We start from the raw sequence: 16818 nt of genomic DNA on the forward strand, positions 1-16818 counted from the left end.
GCCTTGCCCCAAGCCGCAGCATGCTCACAAGACTGTTGCCAAGTTCGCCTGCTTTAGCGAACGCCAAGCAACTCGACGGCATCAATTTCGTTCCAGTTGGCCCCACTCCGCTGGTCAATGGTGAGCCGGACGCCAACAATCCGGGTGAGCGTCTGGGGAAAGGTGATTTCGCGGGCCAGGGGGCACGTTTCAGATGGGCCTGGCTCGCCGGTGTACACGGTAAAGACCTCGCCACGTTCGTCGATCAGTTCGATCTGGTTGACAAAATCCGGGTTAAAGCTGTGATAGATCACCACACCAACCGCAAAGACCGGGGTTGCATAGCGTAATTCAAGGGTCTCAAGCGTATCAGGGGTCGCGGCAGCCCAGGCGTTGGGGCTATCCTGGCAGCCGACAACATCGGGCGGCCCGGTAGCGCCTGCCGGATCGTAATCGGGGGCATAAAAACTTGAGGCCGTCGCCTCGCTGGCCCACTGACGGATCAGAGTTTCTGGATTGAGCGTCGGTATGAGAGCGGCTTCTTCCCCCAAACTTTCAGCCGTCGCACTGGTCTCTTCGTCGGCAGCCGCAAGGGCCTCCTGGTCAAGCTGGAGGCGGAGAGCGGTAATGGCGCTATACTCGCCGCTATTGTCGCTAACCCAGACGATGCCGCCAGGTGCGGCGGCAAGGCCATTGGGAAGGTTGAATTCGCCGGGGGCGGGCAGATTGCCACGGGTGACGGGCTGGCCGCCCCGGGCGACGACCCTTCCGCCTGGAGCGAGTTGGAGGATGCCCTCGGTGTAGGTGGCGAGATAGATGAAGCCATCGGCATCTACATCAATGGCACCGGCGGCAAATTGTTCGGGGAGCGCCGGATCGCCAAAGCGTGCCAATTCTTGCCCGTTGGCCCCAAGCTTGACAACGCCGCCAAAGGTATCGGCGAGATAGACGTTGCCATTGGCATCAACCGCGAGATCGGTCGGCGAGAGGTCAGGCGGTAACTCGATGCGCCCAAGCGCACGCCCTGTGGGGCTAAAACGCACAATGCTGCTGACGATCCGACCGCTCTCGGGGCCGGGGCGAGCATCCAGCGCATAAACATTGCCTTCGGGGCTAACCGCAATGCGTTGCGGCGAGGCGAACCCAAACTGATCAGGGCCACTGCCGGCGCTGCCCCAGCGTTCGACAAACGTGCCATCGGCAGTGAAACGAGCAATTGCATTGCGCCCAAAATCGGCAACAAAGAGATCGCCCTCGGATCCATAGGCGACATCATACGCATCAAGGAGTGTCTGAGGTTCAAACGTGCCGATCAGATCGCCATCGGCGGCAAAGATCCAGACGCCACGGCGACTCTCGGCGAGATAGATCGTGCCATCAGGGGCGGTCGCAAGCCCGCGGGCAGCCACAAAACGCCCATCAGGTGGACCAGCACTTCCGCCGAGCCGTAAAACAAAACCGTCGGGGCCACGATCAACGACCACCGGCTGCTCGGCACGATCAACAATCGGCACTGGCGTCGGGGTTGGCAACGGGATCAAGCGGATACTCTCAAGAATCGCTTGATAAAGGGAGGCCTCGGCAGGCCACGCCTCGGCTGAAGCCTGACCAAGCACCCGCAGAGCCATTTGCGATCCCAACACCGCAGAAAGTTGACCGGCTGCACCTGGCGCACGCAACTCGGCGGTGACGCCCGCCCCGCCATCAAGCATGAGCGCCCGCGTCGGACTGATAACATAGCCGGACTCTTGGGCGGCCACGCTACTCCAAGCAAACAGGGCCTCGGCATCCTCGGCAATCGCAGCACCAAAGCGTCCGGTCAGTTCATCAAGAGGGATAGCGTCAATGCTCAACACCAACGCAGGCCCGGGACTAGCGCGATCGAGGGTCACCTCGTCAGGAGCGAGTTGCAGCACCTGATCGGTCTGACGCGTGACCCAGCCAGCCGGGTAGCTGAGGCGGAAACCCTGAATCTCGGCTGTGAGCGTATTCGCCAGCACAATGGGTGTCGGCGAAGGGGCGACCGTTGGTGGCGGCTCGGGGGATGGCACCTCCGTGGCCGGCGGGATGAGGGCACAGGCACTCAAAACGAACGCAAACACGAAGATGAAAACGTGACGCATCACAACTCCTCCTGGCCACGGCGCTACGTCGAGCGCACAGGTTCTGGGACTGCCTTGAGAGGATCATGGTTGGCCTGATTGACATAGAGCATCTGGGTTGGATAGGCAAACTGAATATTTTCAGCGGCAAACCGCTCAAAAAGAGCTAGATTGATCGCCTGTTGCGTATCCATATAGACCAGAAACTCGGGGGAGAGGACAAAATAGACCACTTCGAAGGTCAGGGCAAAGTTATCAAACTTCTGAAAATGGGCGCGATCAAAGCGGGTGTGGGCCTGGGCTTCAATCGACTCGCGAATAATTACGGGTATCTTGCGCAATAGTTCGGGGGGCGTCTCGTAGATAACCCCGAGCGAAAAGACGATCCGCCGTTCTTGCATGCGCGAGAAGTTTTGAATGCGACTATTGAGCAGATCGGCATTGGAAAAGACCAGATGCTCACCCGAGATGCTCCGGAGACGAGTAGTTTTGATGCCGATGCGCTCGACGGTACCGGACATCGTCCCCACGACAATAAACTCTCCCGGCACAAAGGGCTTATCGAGCGTAATCGAGAGCGACGCAAAGAGATCGCTGAGGATATTTTGCACGGCCAGGGCAATCGCAATGCCGCCGATCCCCACACTTGCGAGCAGCGGCGTAATATTGATCCCGGGCAGATTCTCGAGGATGAGCAGCAGAACGATCGAATAGAGCACCAGACGGGCAATCGTCGTCAGCAACTGGGCGGTCGCCACGCGCCCACGGTCAAGTTCAAGATGACGCTGGGTATACTGCTCACCCCATCCCGTAATCAGGGCATTGCCCCAGATGCCGAGCTGGATCAGAAACGCGATCCCGGCCACCGTCCTGATCATATCTGCGAAACCATCAGGGAGAACCAGGATGGTTGAAGCAAGATAGAAGGCAATAACAAACTTGATCCACCCCTTGGTCTTTTTGGTGACAATGGCGATGGCGTCATCAACAAAGGTGTCGGTTGTCTCGGGATGACGAGCAAAGCGCCACCGCAAGCCAAGTTGCAGCAGCGTGATCGCCAGAAAGATGACGGCCATGATGATCAGGGCAATCAGCCAGCGTGTTGGTGAATTGGCCGTAAAGATCGCGGTCAGATCGCCAAAGATCGTCATCCACTCATTGACTGGCTGGAGCAATTCAGTAAGTTCGGTTTCCAATTCCTCTAGTTCAGGCATAACTCCTCTTCAAGAAACGTCCGAATCAGGTCACGCAGTTGTGCTGGTTGGTCAAACTGGATGCCGTGACCGCTTGCCTCAATGATGGTGGCGCGACAGTGCGCAATGCGCTCGGCGAGCCGAAAGAAATCGGTTGTCAGATTATTGACTTCGCCGTCGCCATTGAGCAACAGCACTGGACAGGCAATGCGGTCGGCCTGGTCGTAGCAGATATTGCCACCAGCGGCATAGATCGCCTGCGCCGCTGCCGCCCAACCCTCGATCAACGGAGCGAGTTGATCTGCGCCGTGGTTGGCAATGATCTCGTCACGCCAACTGGCACGGCTGGCATCCCAAGCACTGACCGGGAGCCACTGCTGAGCCGCTGCGGCCATTGGGGCCGAGATGACCCCGGCGACACCCCAGGCAACCACACCACAGACAAGATCGGGCCTCGTTGCCGCCACCAGCAATGCACTTTCGGCCCCATCACTAAAGCCAAGTACGACGACTGGCCCCGGATTAAGATGATTGAGCAGCCGGATCATATCGTCGGCATCACGCTGGTAAAAATCAGGCGGAAAGTCACGGAACGGGGGTCGACTTGCCCCATAGCCCCGCAGATCGGGGGCGATGACCCGCCAGTTTGTCTTCAGATGATCAATCAAGTCACCCAGGTGACTACGTGCCGTCCCCGTAAAGCCGTGCAACAAGAGCAAGGGATGGCCTGCACCTTCATCATAATAGGCAAGATTCAGATCATCAAGCACAACGTGGTGCATATAAATTCCCCTATAATAGTAACAAGCACCCTCTTATTATAGCCGAAGCGCAGTATGACCATGACGATTGATGAGTTGCGAGCCATTCCGCTCCTTGCCTTGCTCGATGACCGAACGCTTGCCGATACGGCCCGTCGCATGCATCGTTCAAGTTTTCGCCCCGGACAGCAGATCCTCCAGGAAGGTGAGCAACCGCCTGGGCTCTTCTTTGTGCAGCGTGGGCGTGTGCGGCTCTCCTGCATGGCGGCTGATGGACGTGAGCAGGTTCTGGCGATGGTTGGCCCTGGAGAACATTTTAACGCCGTGCCGCTCTTCGATGGCAACCCCAACCCGAGTTCGGCCCGCGCGATGAGCCCGGTGATCTGCCTGCTTTTGCCACGGGAAGACCTGATTGCCCTGATCCGTCAGCATCCCGATTTTGCCCTGGCGGCGCTCAACGCGATGGCCGGGCAATTGCGTGAGCTTGTCACCCTCGTTGAAGACCTGGCCTTTCGTTCGGTACGGGCGCGGATGGCGCGGCAACTGCTGGCCGAAGCGGGTAGCGGTGCGGCGGAATTGACCCATCAAGAACTGGCCGAACGTGCTGGTACCGTGCGCGAAATCGCCGGACGGGCGCTCCGCCGTCTGGCCGAAGAGGGCATGGTACGGCTCGAACGCGGGCGCGTTATTGTGCTTGACCCCGAGGGCCTGGCACGCGTGATCGAAGAATAAAGTTTGCGATACGAAAGGTTTGTGGAGTTATGAGACTTTAGTGGTAGACGAGGGCATAGGCATTATAGTAATCTGTTTACGAACCACTCTTTCTTCAGTTTGAGCTAATGAGGAGCAAGCCTGTGCCGTACATTATTGTCGAACCCTGCATTGGAACCAAAGACGCGTCGTGCGTAGCCGTTTGTCCAGTTGATTGCATTTACGAGGGCGAAGATCAGTACTACATCAACCCTGACGAGTGCATTGACTGTGGCGCCTGCGAGCCAGAATGCCCAGTTGAGGCTATTTTTGCTGACGACTCGGTGCCTGAGCAGTGGAAGAGCTATATCGAGAAGAACCGCACCTTCTTTGGTGCCTGATTTGGCGGCAAAGCTGTCAAGAAGCAACCCGTAAGAAACATGGTGCTTCGCGTGTAAAAGCCCAGCAAAGCTGGGCTTTTACACGCGAAGCACCCTTGGTTTTCAGGATGTTAGCCTTGCACAAAGGCTTGATAGCCTTCGGGAGTATCAAGATCAATGCAGACCGCAGGATCAGCTACATCAAGCCAGTGGACGCGTGTGGTTGGCTTCCGCAGCAGTACGCGTGCGCCTGTATCGCCTTCAAGGGTTGCAACAGCGGCAAAAAGCGTGGCGGCAAGCAAGACAGGATGGCCGTGCTGTCCCTGGTAACGTGGCACAATGGCGTCAGCCTCGGGGTGAGCGGCAAATGTGGTCATCAGTTGATTGATGAACCCTGGCGTGACGAGGGGTTGGTCAACGAGCATGATCACCGCTCCGGTTGCCTCGGTGGGCAAGCTTGCCAGCCCACAGATGAGCGAGGCCGCCTGCCCAGTCGCAAAGGCGGCACACTCTACAACATGCACACGGCTGCGCAGATCGCCGAGGGCCTGCCGTACGGACGTGGCCTCGGCCCCCAGCACCACCGTCAACCCGGCGAGGTGACTGGCGAGAGCAACCGTGGCGATGTGGCGAACCAGCGGCTGCCCCTGCCAGATCAATAACGGTTTGGGTGACCCCATCCGGCGTGACTGACCGGCGGCCAGCAGAACCCCATAGATCACGGGTTCAGTTCAACAACCTGGGCATTCAGCCAATAGACAACCCGCTCGGCAATATTGGTTGAGCGATCGCCAATACGCTCCAGTTTATGTGCGATCAACAAGAAATCGGCCGCCCGGGCGGGATTGGGATGGCTTGCCAGACCGTGGGCCAGGGTATGCTTCACCTGCCGATAGAGCAGATCGACTTCGGCCTCTTCAGCAGCCAGCACCTGGGCCGCCGCGAAATCGCCGTTACTGATGACATCAAGCGCACGCCCAAAAACACCCTGTACCATCGTGGCAAGTTGCATCAGATCGGCTGGTGGCTCAAGTGGCTCGGCTTCCTCGCCCCCAAGCACCATGCGGGCAATGCCTTTGGCATAATCGCCAATCCGCTCGAGTTCACTCCCAATGGCAATAATGCTCAGGATGCTCCGCAGATCGCGCGCGACGGGCTGTTGCAAGGCAACCAGGGCGATGGCATGATCCTCCAGCGCACGTTGGGCCGTATTGATCAGGCGATCATCTTGTTGAACTTCTTGTGCCAGTTCACGATCCTGATTTGTCAGCGCCGTCAACGCACGTTCAATGGCGATATTCGTCTGGGTACCAAGATCTTGCACCTGATGCCGCAACGAAGCAAGTTCGGCATCAAAATGATCACGTACGCGCATCATACACCTCCTCGTGTAACTGCTCAGCTCTCTTCTTTGCTCAGTGTACCCGATCAGACCGTTTCAGTGCAACGAGAGATTCGGTCACAAAAGAGAGAGGTCTGATTACCGGCTGAGGATTTGCGGGCCATAGGTGCGCAAATCCTCAGCCGGAGGCCGAATGTTGTCGCAGGATTTAGCGTCGCCCAAGGCGCTGCAGCGCTTGCCATGTCATCCCGTTGGCAAGCAGCGGCACAATATGGATAGTGAGCAAGAGTCCCCGACTTGTCGGGGCCATGCCGGGACTCACGAGGGCAATGGGCATCGAGAGCAACAGGATCAGATGGAGCATGCCAAGATCGGCGGGTCTGAGTTTGCCGCGCAGCCCTTGTCCAAGCAGTGCAACGGTGAGCAGCGCAGTAAGCCTCACCGTACCAAGAGCCACGCGTTGCACTGCTGGTGTCAGCGCCATCTGGTTGGTAGAGGCACCCCAGAGAGGCAGGAGGAGTAGGCATGTTTGCAGGCTCAGGGCATATATTTTCATGAACAAAGGAACTTCCAGATTGCCATGGGCATCTATGGTTGCCCCAAACATGATCGCCGTAGTCTGCGCCCCACGGGCGCGGTCATTGGCGAGATCGCGCAGCGCACCGTGGACGCCATTGACCAGCATGATCACGAGGCTCTCGTAGAGGGCAAGCAGGGCCGTGAGACGCGTAGGCTTGCCACGTTGGAGCGCCCCGGCCGCAAGCAGGGCCATCCAACCGAGGGCCTGGATAAGATCGGTGAGGATCGGCCAGCGCACCCGCTTCCCCCAGTGATTATAGGCTCCTAGTGCCAGCACAGCCAGCCCAAGGGCCAGCCGAGCAGGTCGCAGCGGTGTGGTTGATGCCATACCCGTGCTTTGCAATGCGAACGCTGCGGGCACCGCAAGGGTAGCGACGGCCCCGGCCTGGAGTGGTGAAATCCGCCCCTGGATCAACGGATAGTCGGCACGAAGCGGCTGCGTACGATCAAGCTCGTGATCACATAGATCGTTATGAACATATGCAAAAACATGAAAAGCCGCACCCATACCTATCAGCTTTATCACTACACCAGGTGACAACCGCGGCTCAACACTGACTGCCCCGAGCACCGGCAGCACCATCGTTGCGCCGCTCGCCGAAAAACGCACAAAACGGTAGAGATCATCCAGCCAAGCCTTGAAATTCATCACACCTTCTCTTGACAAACCAGGATAATCGTGGTAAAATCAGCACATAAGTTCAGTTCTGCTCGGTATTCGTTACGGCGGACAAGGCAAACACAAGACAACGAGGAGGAAGCCATCATGGCAAAGGATCTGAACAAAGTACAGTTTACGGGACATCTTGGCGCAGACCCTGAGATGCGCTACACTGCTCAGGGGAGTGCCGTCACCAACTTTCGGGTGGCGAGCAACCGCACCTGGAAAGACCGTGACGGTGGTGCGCACGAAGACACCGAATGGTTCCGTGTGGTTGCGTGGGACAAACTGGGCGAGATCTGCAACCAGTACCTGACCAAAGGCTCGCGGGTCTACATCGAGGGCCGCTTGCAAACGCGCAAGTGGGTTGATCGTGACAATCAAGACCGCTACATCACCGAGGTGATTGCCCAGGATATGATTATGCTCTCGACGCGTGGTGAACGCGGCATGCCTGCAGGTGACGAGCATTTTGGTGATGCCGAGCAGTTCGAGGAAGCGCCACCGCCACCTGCGGAAGCGCCGCCACGGCGAACTCCGGCGGCGGCGCCATCGAATGGCAGTCGGGCAACGGCTAGCCGCAGCATTGCGCGGAACCAGCCCCAGCCAATCGAAAATGACGAGGATATTCCCTTCTAAGGTTACGTTATTCCTGCGAGGGCTCCCACACGTCAGCTACGCTGACGTGTGGGAGCCCTCGCAGGGCCTCAGGTTGGCCTGGAGGTTTAGGCGTAGATCGGGGTACACCAGCGGCGATAGGCAGTAAGCCGTGCGCGCACGAGATCGGCATAGAGCCGTACCAGCAAGCCAGAGATCGGGCCAACGTTGCCGTCACCAACGGTACGGTGGTCAATTTCGGCGATTGGTTTCAGTTCAGCCCCGGTACCACAGAAGAAGGCCTCATCGGCAACGTAGAGTTCGGTGCGGTCAATGGCACGCTCAATAACCGGCACACCGAGGTGCTCGCGGGCCAGTTCGACCACGACCTGGCGGGTGATGCCTTCGAGCACGTCGCTATACAGTGGAGGGGTGATCAGTTTGCCATCACGCACGATAAAGAGATTGGCCGCACTTGCTTCGGAAACCTGGCCATCACTACCCAAAACGATGGCCTCATCGTACCCATTCAAAAGCGCCTCGGTCTTGGCCAGGGCCGAGTTGATGTAGGCCCCGCACGCTTTGGCGCGTGAAGGGATGATATTGTCGTCAATGCGTCGCCACGACGAGACACAGGCACGTACCGAGTCGCCGGCCATATACTGGCCAAAGCCAAGGGCAAACATCGTAAAGGCGTCAGTCAACCCGTTCATCTGCACCGCAATCGCCGGATCGCTCTTGTAGACGAGCGGGCGGATGTAGACATCCTCGCGAAAGCCCTCGCGCCGCAGCAGTTCCACGGCAATGTCACACAACTCGTCAACACTATAGGCCAACTTCATATAGAGAATGCGGCTCGAACGATGCAGTCGTTCCATATGGGCACGCAACTGAAAGACATACAACTGCTCTTGCTCGGGAACCCAGTACCCACGAATCCCCTCAAAACATCCCGTCCCGTAGTTGAACGTATTGGTCATCACACTAATCTGAGCCTCTTCAATCGGAACAATGGCACCATTGAAAAACGCGAAGCGGTTGGCTGGCATGGTCTACTCCTACAACATTTTCAAACTTGAAGCGGATCGCATATGATCGCCGCCGGACGTCCGGCGACTCGGGTAAGCACAACAACAAGTGCCCGTTGGCCTGGGCCCCGCAATTGACGGGCTAACTGGTCGGTGTCAAGGGGTGAGCCGCGTTTTTTGACCGTCACTTCACCGGCGTCGAGTGTACGCAGATGGGCACGCAAGGCTTTGAGTTGAAACGGAAGCCAGGCAAGAATACGCCAAGCACGGGCCAGCGGGGTTGGCATATGGACAGGCGCGGTCAGATACGCAATCTGTGGGTCAAGTTGCGCGGCATCAAGTTCAACGGCAAGATCGGTCACCATCCCTGCACGAATGATCGCAGGATCGGGCTCATAGAGCCAGGTCGCAGGTGGCGTGAGACGATGGCCTGGAGGCGGCGAGGGGTGTTCGGTGCTGCGTGTTGCCACCTGATAGCCGCCCGTTGCATCGAGGTGATGCAGTACCGTTGCGCGGCGGCGGGTGGAGACCAGGGGGCCACACCAGAGCGTCGTCTCTTTCAATTCGCCATCAAGTGAAACCAGTTCAACTTCGGCGTCACCGGGCAAGGCTTCACGTGGAACCCCCGGGGCCAGCTTGATTGCCAGCGCTGGGGTGACGCTCTGCCAGCCGAGCACATGGTTCAGGGGTGGCTCGTAGGCATCGACATCTTTGAGGCGCCGGTCACCGCGGCGACGTCCGGGGTCGCAAAAGAGCGCCTCGGCGTCCGGGGGCGGGCTTGCAAGCAGATCCCCGACCCGCGCCGAAACCTGTGCGCCGAAACCAAGCGCCTCGGCATTCGCCTGGCACATCGCGACGCGCAGAGGATCGCGGTCAACGGCCGTAACCATCGTCCCGACCGTTGCCAGAGCCAGCGCATCACCCCCGATGCCACAGCAGAGATCCGCGACCTGGCGATACCTGCCCAAGCGGGTTGCACGATGAGCCGCGACAGAGGCAGCACTCGCCTGTTCAAGGGCCTCACGGGTAAAATAGAGCCGTTCAGCCTGCGAGAACTTGGCACGCGCACGTTGGCGCAACTGCACCGTCTCGACTGCTGCACGAGCCTGCTCAGGGGTGCAGAGGCGTCGCAGCCGCTCAAGCTCGGGCAACACGGTCGCCTCACCGGTCAGGCGTGGTGTCAATTCAGCCAACACGGCCTGACCTGTGCTGGTCAGCAGCCAGGAAAACGTCACAAGATCCACAACTAATCTGCCGCACCCTTCACCTTCATAATATCGGCGTGAATGCGAGCGGCCAGTTCTTCGGCCTGCTGACGTGCCACAGCCGGCATCAATTCACCCGACTCACGCGCCCGCCAGCAAGCAGCAAAATGACCATCACCATAATCAACAAAAGGAGGTTCTTCCTCTTGGCACTTCTGGATCGCAATCGGGCAACGGGTATGGAAGTGGCACCCGGGCGGTGGATTAAGGGGGCTCGGCACATCGCCTTGCAGAATAATGCGGCGGCGCTGTTGTTCCACCCTTGGGTCAGGAATTGGTACTGCCGAGAGCAGCGCCTGGGAATAGGGATGCAACGGCATACTATAGAGTTTCGAGCCTTCGGCGAGTTCCACCATCTTGCCGAGGTACATCACAGCCACGCGATCCGAAATATGCTTAACCACACTCAGATCGTGGGCAATGAAGAGATAGGTCAGCCCGAGCTTATCCTGCAACTCTTCAAGCAGATTAACCACCTGGGCCTGGATCGAGACATCGAGCGCCGAGACTGGCTCATCGCAGACCACAAACTCAGGTTCGACAGCCAGAGCGCGGGCAATGCCGATCCGTTGACGCTGACCGCCCGAGAACTCGTGGGGATACCGACTGGCGAAGGCCGGATTGAGCCCGACCAGACCAAGTAACTCTTCGATCCGTTCGCGGACGGCATGCCCCTCACGCAACTTGTGGACACGGATCGGCTCACCAATAATATCGCCCACCGTCATACGCGGATTGAGGGAGGCATACGGATCTTGAAAGATCATCTGCACCTTACGGCGCATCTTGCGCAGGGCATCACCGCGTATCGCCGTCAGGTCAGTACCCTGAAAGCGCACCTCGCCCTCGGTAGGCCGATAGAGTTGCAGAATAGCGCGCCCGGTCGTACTTTTGCCACAACCTGACTCACCCACAAGCCCGAGCGTCTCACCACGCTTGATCGTAAAACTCAGGCCATCAACTGCCTTGACCGTACCAACGCGACGCTGAAAGATGATCCCACGCGTCACGGGGAAATGCATCTTCAGATCCTTCACCTCAATCAGATTTTCGCCACTGGTGCTATCATAGGCAGAAACTGTCATGCGCGGTCTTCCTTCACTCTAGAGCAACCGTCAGTGATCGCTTGCAAACCTTCGTTCACAGACTTCTCACGCAGCCTGATCCTCAAGTTTGAGTTCAGGAATTGGTGTTTCCATCGAAATATCAAAGAGACATGCCGCACGATGATCGGGGGCAACATTGCGCAGCGGGGGTGTCTGAGTCAGGCATCGTTCCTGGACATAGTCACAGCGAGGGCTAAAAGGACAGATCTGGGGCAAGTCGATCAGATTGGGCGGCAACCCGCGAATTGGATTCAGCTTGTGGCCGCGTTCTTCGTCGAGTCGTGGAATCGAGCGGAGTAGACCAATCGTATAGGGCATCCGCGGGTTCGCAAAAATCTCTCTTGTGCTGCCCTCTTCCACCACCTTGCCCGCATACATCACCGTCACACGGTCAGTCATCCCGGCAACTACCCCAAGGTCGTGGGTGATCATCAACACAGCCGTCTGGAGTTCTTCCCGCAGGCGATTGATCAATTCAAGAATCTGGGCCTGGATGGTCACATCGAGGGCCGTCGTTGGTTCATCGGCGATCAGCAACTCGGGATTGCACGAGAGGGCCATCGCGATCATCACGCGCTGACGCATTCCACCTGAAAACTGATGGGGATAATTATCGAGGCGTTTGGAGGCACTGGGGATGCCGACCATATGCAACAACTCGCCAGCCCGATTATACGCCTCTTTGCGCGAGAGTCTCATATGCAATTCGAGCGACTCGGTAATCTGCCGCCCGATGGTCAGCACCGGATTAAGTGACGTCATCGGGTCTTGAAAGATCATTGCGATCCGATTACCTCGGATATGGCGCATCTCCTCATCGCTCAACGCCAGCAGATCCTCGCCATCAAAAAGAATCTGGCCCCCAGCAATCTTGCCTGGAGGCGAAGGAATAAGGCGCATAATCGAAAGCGAAGTGACACTCTTGCCACATCCCGACTCGCCCACGATACCGAGGGTTTCGCCACGATTGACATGAAACGAGACACCATCAACCGCTTTGACCACCCCATCCTGAGTATGGAAATGGGTTTCTAGGTTCCGAACTTCAAGCAATGGGGCCATCGCTATCCTCGCTTGGATATCCAGATGTAGCACATAAAGAGAGACGGTGGTATGGCATACCACCGCCTGGCGATCATGCCAGGATCGAGAGAGAGCAACTTTGCTGGCGCATTCGTTTTGCCTAAATCTAGTGTTGATGGATCGTACCACGAGCACGGCACACTGTCAAGAATTTACAACAGTTGCACAATCACCAGAGGCGTGGTATACTCTTGCTGGTTGAGCAAATACGACCCCGTAGCTCAGTGGATTAGAGCGTTTCCCTGCGGAGGAAAAGGCCGTGCGTTCGAATCGCACCGGGGTCGCCAGTTCAAGATAAAGCGTCCAGTTGCAAACTGGGCGCTTGTTTTTTGTTGGGGCACGGCGGCGCCGTGCCCCGATCGTGCGCCTGCGGAAGGCGCGTTATGATCCAAAGCAAGCCGTTACGGTGAAGCGTTCGCTGCCGCGACCCCCGGTGACGATCAGCGGACCGCAGCGCAGCCAGGCGTGGGCCTCCATCGTGCTCGGTGTGGCGGGATCAGTTTTGTTCAGGGCGACGCCGAGGTAGAGGGTCGTGGGGATCTGGCGGCGGGCGAGCCAGGATCGGGCCGCCAGCGCCTGCGGAAAGCAATTGCTTGTCCAGGGGGTCAAGCGATGCACACGAGCGATGGCTAGCCCCACCCGGCGGGCCTGCGCAAGGTGTTCAGGCAGTGCCTCGGTGGGCATCTCGACGTGCAACGTGCCGAGTACGCGGGCGAGGCGGCGAAACGGAACGACGCGCAGGGCGAGGCGTGCGAGGCCCAGCAACACAAAGACCTCGACCAGCAACCAGCGGTCGGCCCACGAGAGCGCGGCCAGTTTGCGCAGTTTTGCCTGATGGCGACGAAACAACCCCTGTGCCAATGATGTCTCCAGACCAGTTCGATGCACAGGGTTGATTATACTGCACTTTGCTATGCCGAGGGCATAGCGCCGCGTGATCGCGGCGCTGGCTTATCGTACAACTAGCGGCAGGTAGACCATGCTGGTGTTGCTGGGGCGACCGCCGTTCTACTGGGCAGCCCAATCCGGATCTTTTGTATTCAGGAACGTGATGAGATCGGCATCGGTTGCGCTCAGGAAGTTGTAAGAGATATCGAGCCTCGTCAGGGTTGTCAAGGTGGCAAATTCCGCCGGGATCTCACGCGTGAGCTGATTGATGCTCAAATCCAGCAGTTCCACGCTAGTCAACACCCCTGTTGCAGCCAAACCTGGCGTCTGCACTGGCACTGCGCTCAACTCTGGAGGAATGCCGCAGCTCAAGGCGAGACGCCCTCGCGCCCAGGCTTGCGCGTTTCCCCTATTATCAGACACTGTTGCAGCGTTGTTACAGCGTTGTTGCGGCGTTGTTGCAGCGTTGTTGCAACAACAGAGATTCTGACAGCATTGCGCCGACTCTGCGCACGCACCTGTCAGGGCACGGCGCTGCCGTGCCCTGACGGGCTTGTTCTGCGGCGCGGGGTGTGGGCGAAACACATTCCGCCAGCACATCGACCGAGAGCCTACCGCTTCATAGTGCAGAGAACCTCATCGTGGGGCCGAAGCACGCGCCACCCTAGGCGCATGGGGCAAACGCAGCGCATGGGGCGCGTGCTTCGGCCTTACGGCAGCGGGGCACGGGCAGCGGTACGGGCAGCACAGTACGGGCAGCACAGTACGGGCAGCGGGGCGGGAAAGCGGTACGGCGGCATCGTGGGGCCGAAGCACGCGCCACCCTAGGCGCGTGGGGCAAACGCAGCGCATGGGGCGCGTGCTTCGGCCTTACGACAGCGGAGCACGGGCAGCGGAGCACGGGCAGCGGGGCATCGTTCGGGCACAGGCATCGGGCATTGCGGTGCCCCGATTTTAGGCGTGCGCATTTGTGAACCCTCATTGAGGTAGGCTGGGATCAGAACGATCAACCAGCCGAGCCATAGCAATGAGGACAATCATGCCTAGCAAGCTCACATCAACCACATGCGCACCGACTCGGAACAATACATGCAAGCACGCTTCTGATCCGGGATCTGGCCTAGGAGGTAACGGCAGAACTAAAACGCCGTATGCTTGCTCTTTACAGGACAACAATAAACAGGCCAGCAATGCTGGCCTGTTTGTGTTTGCACATAGGCACTAACGCCCGAGGCGTTGGCGCAACTCGGCAGTGAGGAGGGGCAAGACCTCATTGACATCGCCGACGAGGCCAAAGGTCGCCACGCGGAACATTGGTGCTTCGGGGTCTTTGTTGATAGCGACGATATTGCGGCTGGTGCGCATTCCCGCAAGATGTTGGATCGCACCCGAGACGCCAGCGGCGACATAGAGCTTGGGGCTGACTGTCTTGCCTGTCTGCCCGACCTGGTGCTCGTAGGGTACCCAACCGGCGTCAACGATGGCACGCGAAGCGCCATACGCCCCACCGAGCGCCTCGGCAAGAGGTGGAATCAGCTTGTAGTAATTGTCCTTATCGCTGAGGCCACGGCCACCGCTGACAATGATTGCCGCATCGGTTAGGTTGACGGCACCAGTCTTCGGGGCCACATTGTTGACCTGAGTACGCATCGTTGTAGCAGGCAACGGGAGGCTTGTGACCGTACCGCCACTTGCGCCACCTGCTGCCTCGGCAAAACTCTGCTTGCGCACGAGCGCTACGACCGGACGCCCGGCGGCAAAGCTATAGGTATTGATGACATTGCCACCGTGTGACGGACGCACTGCGCTGACGGCCCCACCGTCAACCTTCAAATCGGTCACATCAACGGCCAACCCGGCATCGAGATCGGCGGCCAGCGCTGCGCCGAAATCGCGCATCTGGAAACTGGCGCTCGCCAGCATCAAGGCTGGCTGAGCAGCCCCGACAGCGGCGATGGCGGCGGCGACGTGACCATCCGTTGTATAGGTCGCCAGTGATGCATCACTCACCGTATAGACCGTTGCTGCACCGAGGGCCACGGCCTGATTTGCCAGACCCGCCACATCGCCACCGACCACCAGGGCATTGAGCGGCCCGCCGAGGCTTGCCGCCAGTTCCTGACCCTTGCCCATCAACTCACGCGAGACAGCGGCGACATCACCGCCGACCTGCTCAATATAGACGAGAACACCCGCCATTGGGAAGCTCCTTCTAGATGATCTGATTCTCGAGCAACTTATCGACCAGCTTGCGAACCTTTGCTGCGGCATCAGGGCCATCAATGATCTCACCCGAAGGCCGTGGAGGCGGTGGAACGCGGCTCGAAATCGTAGCTGCTGCGCTCAACCCACTCACCCCGAGGTCAGCAGCCGTCCAGACCGGAGGCTGGATCTTCGCCACCTTCTTGATCTTCAACAACGACGGATACCGTGGGCTATTAATATCTTTGATCACACTGACGACCGCCGGTAGACTTGCCGTCACCGTCTCGATCACCGTCTCGAGATGGCGTTCAGCGGTCACCTTCTTGCCAGCGGGGTCAACTTCGAGCACCTTGCCCACATAGGTCAACTGCGCCCATCCCAGGGCACGCGCTAGTGCCGGCGCAAAAGCGCCACTCTCATCATCGGTACTATTGCGGCCACAGAAGACCAGGTCAACATCACCCAGTTTCTTGATGGCAGCGGCAACAACCTTGGCGGCAGCGAGCGTGTCAAGGTTGGCAAACGACGCATCTTTGAGCAGCAGCGAATCGGTTGCCCCCATGGCCAATGCACGTCGCATCTGCTCAACCCACTCATCGATCCCCATCGAGAGCACCGTCAACTTGCCACCGTGCTTCTCATTCCAGGCCAGCCCCTCCTCGATGGCGTACTCGTCGAAGAGATTGATAATTTTCTCGATCCCATCGGCGTTAATGCTGAGGTCAGAATTGATCTTGACCGAGTTATCGCGTGGTACCTGCTTCATACACACGACAATGTGCATACCTAACTCCTTGCATGTCCTAGCGCACAATGTGCGCTGCTATGACTGTTCCCTAACGGGGTTGATTGTACCACTTTTTAGCCTATCAGTCAGACGCTTTTAGGCAAGCGAGATGCATCATTTCTCGGTTGCCTGACGTATAATATTCGTGGGAGATACGTCTTCAGAAGCGTTC

General features: G+C 58.4%; 17 protein-coding genes and 1 tRNA gene. 4 read left to right on the forward strand and 14 right to left on the reverse strand.

What is annotated here, in order from left to right:
- Positions 1 to 53: 53 nt before the first annotated feature.
- From A9Q02_RS19205 to A9Q02_RS19215, 3 genes are read right to left on the reverse strand one after another with little or no spacing between them, the layout of a single operon-like run.
- On the reverse strand, positions 54 to 2102 hold the full coding sequence (locus tag A9Q02_RS19205) for an NHL repeat-containing protein (RefSeq protein WP_097654691.1): 2049 nt from the start codon (positions 2100 to 2102) through the stop codon (positions 54 to 56).
- 23 nt (positions 2103 to 2125) lie between these two features.
- On the reverse strand, positions 2126 to 3295 hold the full coding sequence (locus tag A9Q02_RS19210) for a mechanosensitive ion channel family protein (protein ID WP_216361560.1): 1170 nt from the start codon (positions 3293 to 3295) through the stop codon (positions 2126 to 2128).
- Complete coding sequence (locus A9Q02_RS19215; protein WP_097654692.1) at positions 3283 to 4056, reverse strand: alpha/beta fold hydrolase; 774 nt, start codon at positions 4054 to 4056, stop codon at positions 3283 to 3285. Before A9Q02_RS19215 ends, A9Q02_RS19210 begins: the two co-directional genes overlap by 13 nt.
- A 54-nt stretch (positions 4057 to 4110) precedes the next feature.
- Here A9Q02_RS19215 and A9Q02_RS19220 point away from each other — a divergent pair, with 54 nt between their 5' ends.
- Together A9Q02_RS19220 and A9Q02_RS19225 are read left to right on the forward strand one after the other, a co-directional pair.
- Positions 4111 to 4767 (forward strand): Crp/Fnr family transcriptional regulator, encoded by a 657-nt coding sequence (locus A9Q02_RS19220; RefSeq protein WP_245860732.1) that lies wholly within the window; start codon positions 4111 to 4113, stop codon positions 4765 to 4767.
- 122 nt (positions 4768 to 4889) lie between these two features.
- Positions 4890 to 5126 carry a ferredoxin gene (locus tag A9Q02_RS19225; protein WP_097654693.1) on the forward strand — a complete coding sequence of 79 codons (237 nt, stop codon included), beginning with the start codon at positions 4890 to 4892 and terminating at the stop codon, positions 5124 to 5126.
- A gap of 110 nt (positions 5127 to 5236) precedes the next feature.
- Here the strand turns inward: A9Q02_RS19225 and A9Q02_RS19230 are convergent, their stop codons facing one another.
- From A9Q02_RS19230 to A9Q02_RS19240, 3 genes are all read right to left on the reverse strand, one after another.
- Positions 5237 to 5827: a nucleotidyltransferase family protein gene (locus A9Q02_RS19230; protein WP_097654694.1), complete on the reverse strand. Its 591-nt coding sequence runs from the start codon at positions 5825 to 5827 to the stop codon at positions 5237 to 5239.
- Positions 5824 to 6483 carry a phosphate signaling complex protein PhoU gene (gene phoU / locus A9Q02_RS19235; RefSeq protein ID WP_097654695.1) on the reverse strand — a complete coding sequence of 220 codons (660 nt, stop codon included), beginning with the start codon at positions 6481 to 6483 and terminating at the stop codon, positions 5824 to 5826. Before phoU ends, A9Q02_RS19230 begins: the two co-directional genes overlap by 4 nt.
- Positions 6484 to 6655: 172 nt before the next feature.
- Positions 6656 to 7675, reverse strand: a complete 1020-nt coding sequence (locus A9Q02_RS19240; protein ID WP_097654696.1) for a UbiA family prenyltransferase — start codon at positions 7673 to 7675, stop codon at positions 6656 to 6658.
- 117 nt (positions 7676 to 7792) lie between these two features.
- Between A9Q02_RS19240 and A9Q02_RS19245 the strand changes: the two genes are divergently transcribed.
- Entirely contained in the window at positions 7793 to 8326 is a 534-nt protein-coding gene (locus A9Q02_RS19245; RefSeq protein WP_097654697.1) for a single-stranded DNA-binding protein, read from the forward strand.
- A gap of 86 nt (positions 8327 to 8412) precedes the next feature.
- On the opposite strand, the gene A9Q02_RS19250 is transcribed toward A9Q02_RS19245, so the two are convergent.
- The 4 genes from A9Q02_RS19250 to A9Q02_RS19265 form a co-directional block, all read right to left on the reverse strand.
- On the reverse strand, positions 8413 to 9333 hold the full coding sequence (locus tag A9Q02_RS19250) for a branched-chain amino acid transaminase (RefSeq protein WP_097654698.1): 921 nt from the start codon (positions 9331 to 9333) through the stop codon (positions 8413 to 8415).
- A 20-nt stretch (positions 9334 to 9353) separates the two neighbouring features.
- Positions 9354 to 10547 (reverse strand): THUMP-like domain-containing protein, encoded by a 1194-nt coding sequence (locus tag A9Q02_RS19255; protein ID WP_245860734.1) that lies wholly within the window; start codon positions 10545 to 10547, stop codon positions 9354 to 9356.
- Positions 10548 to 10558: 11 nt separating this feature from the next.
- Positions 10559 to 11662: an ABC transporter ATP-binding protein gene (locus tag A9Q02_RS19260; protein ID WP_097654700.1), complete on the reverse strand. Its 1104-nt coding sequence runs from the start codon at positions 11660 to 11662 to the stop codon at positions 10559 to 10561.
- Positions 11663 to 11728: 66 nt separating this feature from the next.
- The gene (locus A9Q02_RS19265; RefSeq protein WP_097654701.1) at positions 11729 to 12745 is read right to left on the reverse strand and encodes an ABC transporter ATP-binding protein; all 1017 of its coding nucleotides are present in this window, start codon (positions 12743 to 12745) and stop codon (positions 11729 to 11731) included.
- A 231-nt stretch (positions 12746 to 12976) separates the two neighbouring features.
- Between A9Q02_RS19265 and A9Q02_RS19270 the strand changes: the two genes are divergently transcribed.
- A tRNA-Arg gene (locus tag A9Q02_RS19270) sits at positions 12977 to 13053 on the forward strand.
- A gap of 94 nt (positions 13054 to 13147) precedes the next feature.
- Here A9Q02_RS19270 and A9Q02_RS19275 read toward each other — a convergent pair.
- The 4 genes from A9Q02_RS19275 to A9Q02_RS19285 all read right to left on the reverse strand — a co-directional run bounded on the left by A9Q02_RS19275 (position 13148) and on the right by A9Q02_RS19285 (position 16643).
- Positions 13148 to 13627 carry a lasso peptide biosynthesis B2 protein gene (locus tag A9Q02_RS19275; RefSeq protein WP_172451157.1) on the reverse strand — a complete coding sequence of 160 codons (480 nt, stop codon included), beginning with the start codon at positions 13625 to 13627 and terminating at the stop codon, positions 13148 to 13150.
- 147 nt (positions 13628 to 13774) lie between these two features.
- Positions 13775 to 13945, reverse strand: a complete 171-nt coding sequence (locus A9Q02_RS24425; protein ID WP_172451159.1) for a hypothetical protein — start codon at positions 13943 to 13945, stop codon at positions 13775 to 13777.
- A gap of 930 nt (positions 13946 to 14875) precedes the next feature.
- Positions 14876 to 15853, reverse strand: a complete 978-nt coding sequence (locus tag A9Q02_RS19280; RefSeq protein WP_097654703.1) for an electron transfer flavoprotein subunit alpha/FixB family protein — start codon at positions 15851 to 15853, stop codon at positions 14876 to 14878.
- Positions 15854 to 15866: 13 nt separating this feature from the next.
- Positions 15867 to 16643, reverse strand: a complete 777-nt coding sequence (locus A9Q02_RS19285) for an electron transfer flavoprotein subunit beta/FixA family protein (RefSeq protein WP_097654704.1) — start codon at positions 16641 to 16643, stop codon at positions 15867 to 15869.
- Between the last annotated feature and the right edge of the window lie 175 nt (positions 16644 to 16818).

Source organism: Candidatus Chloroploca asiatica (assembly GCF_002532075.1).
GTDB classification, from domain to species: Bacteria; Chloroflexota; Chloroflexia; order Chloroflexales; family Chloroflexaceae; genus Chloroploca; species Chloroploca asiatica.

Excerpts from the sequence above, each read along its gene's own strand:
- A9Q02_RS19250 (WP_097654698.1), bottom strand. The coding sequence starts at position 9,333 with ATGCCAGCCAACCGCTTCGCGTTTTTCAATGGTGCCATTGTTCCGATT.
- A9Q02_RS19280 (WP_097654703.1), bottom strand. The coding sequence starts at position 15,853 with ATGGCGGGTGTTCTCGTCTATATTGAGCAGGTCGGCGGTGATGTCGCC.
- A9Q02_RS19265 (WP_097654701.1), bottom strand. The coding sequence starts at position 12,745 with ATGGCCCCATTGCTTGAAGTTCGGAACCTAGAAACCCATTTCCATACT.
- A9Q02_RS19210 (WP_216361560.1), bottom strand. The coding sequence starts at position 3,295 with ATGCCTGAACTAGAGGAATTGGAAACCGAACTTACTGAATTGCTCCAG.
- A9Q02_RS19240 (WP_097654696.1), bottom strand. The coding sequence starts at position 7,675 with ATGAATTTCAAGGCTTGGCTGGATGATCTCTACCGTTTTGTGCGTTTT.
- A9Q02_RS19245 (WP_097654697.1), top strand. The coding sequence starts at position 7,793 with ATGGCAAAGGATCTGAACAAAGTACAGTTTACGGGACATCTTGGCGCA.
- A9Q02_RS19285 (WP_097654704.1), bottom strand. The coding sequence starts at position 16,643 with ATGCACATTGTCGTGTGTATGAAGCAGGTACCACGCGATAACTCGGTC.
- A9Q02_RS19215 (WP_097654692.1), bottom strand. The coding sequence starts at position 4,056 with ATGCACCACGTTGTGCTTGATGATCTGAATCTTGCCTATTATGATGAA.
- phoU (WP_097654695.1), bottom strand. The coding sequence starts at position 6,483 with ATGATGCGCGTACGTGATCATTTTGATGCCGAACTTGCTTCGTTGCGG.
- A9Q02_RS19220 (WP_245860732.1), top strand. The coding sequence starts at position 4,111 with ATGACCATGACGATTGATGAGTTGCGAGCCATTCCGCTCCTTGCCTTG.
- A9Q02_RS19205 (WP_097654691.1), bottom strand. The coding sequence starts at position 2,102 with ATGCGTCACGTTTTCATCTTCGTGTTTGCGTTCGTTTTGAGTGCCTGT.
- A9Q02_RS19260 (WP_097654700.1), bottom strand. The coding sequence starts at position 11,662 with ATGACAGTTTCTGCCTATGATAGCACCAGTGGCGAAAATCTGATTGAG.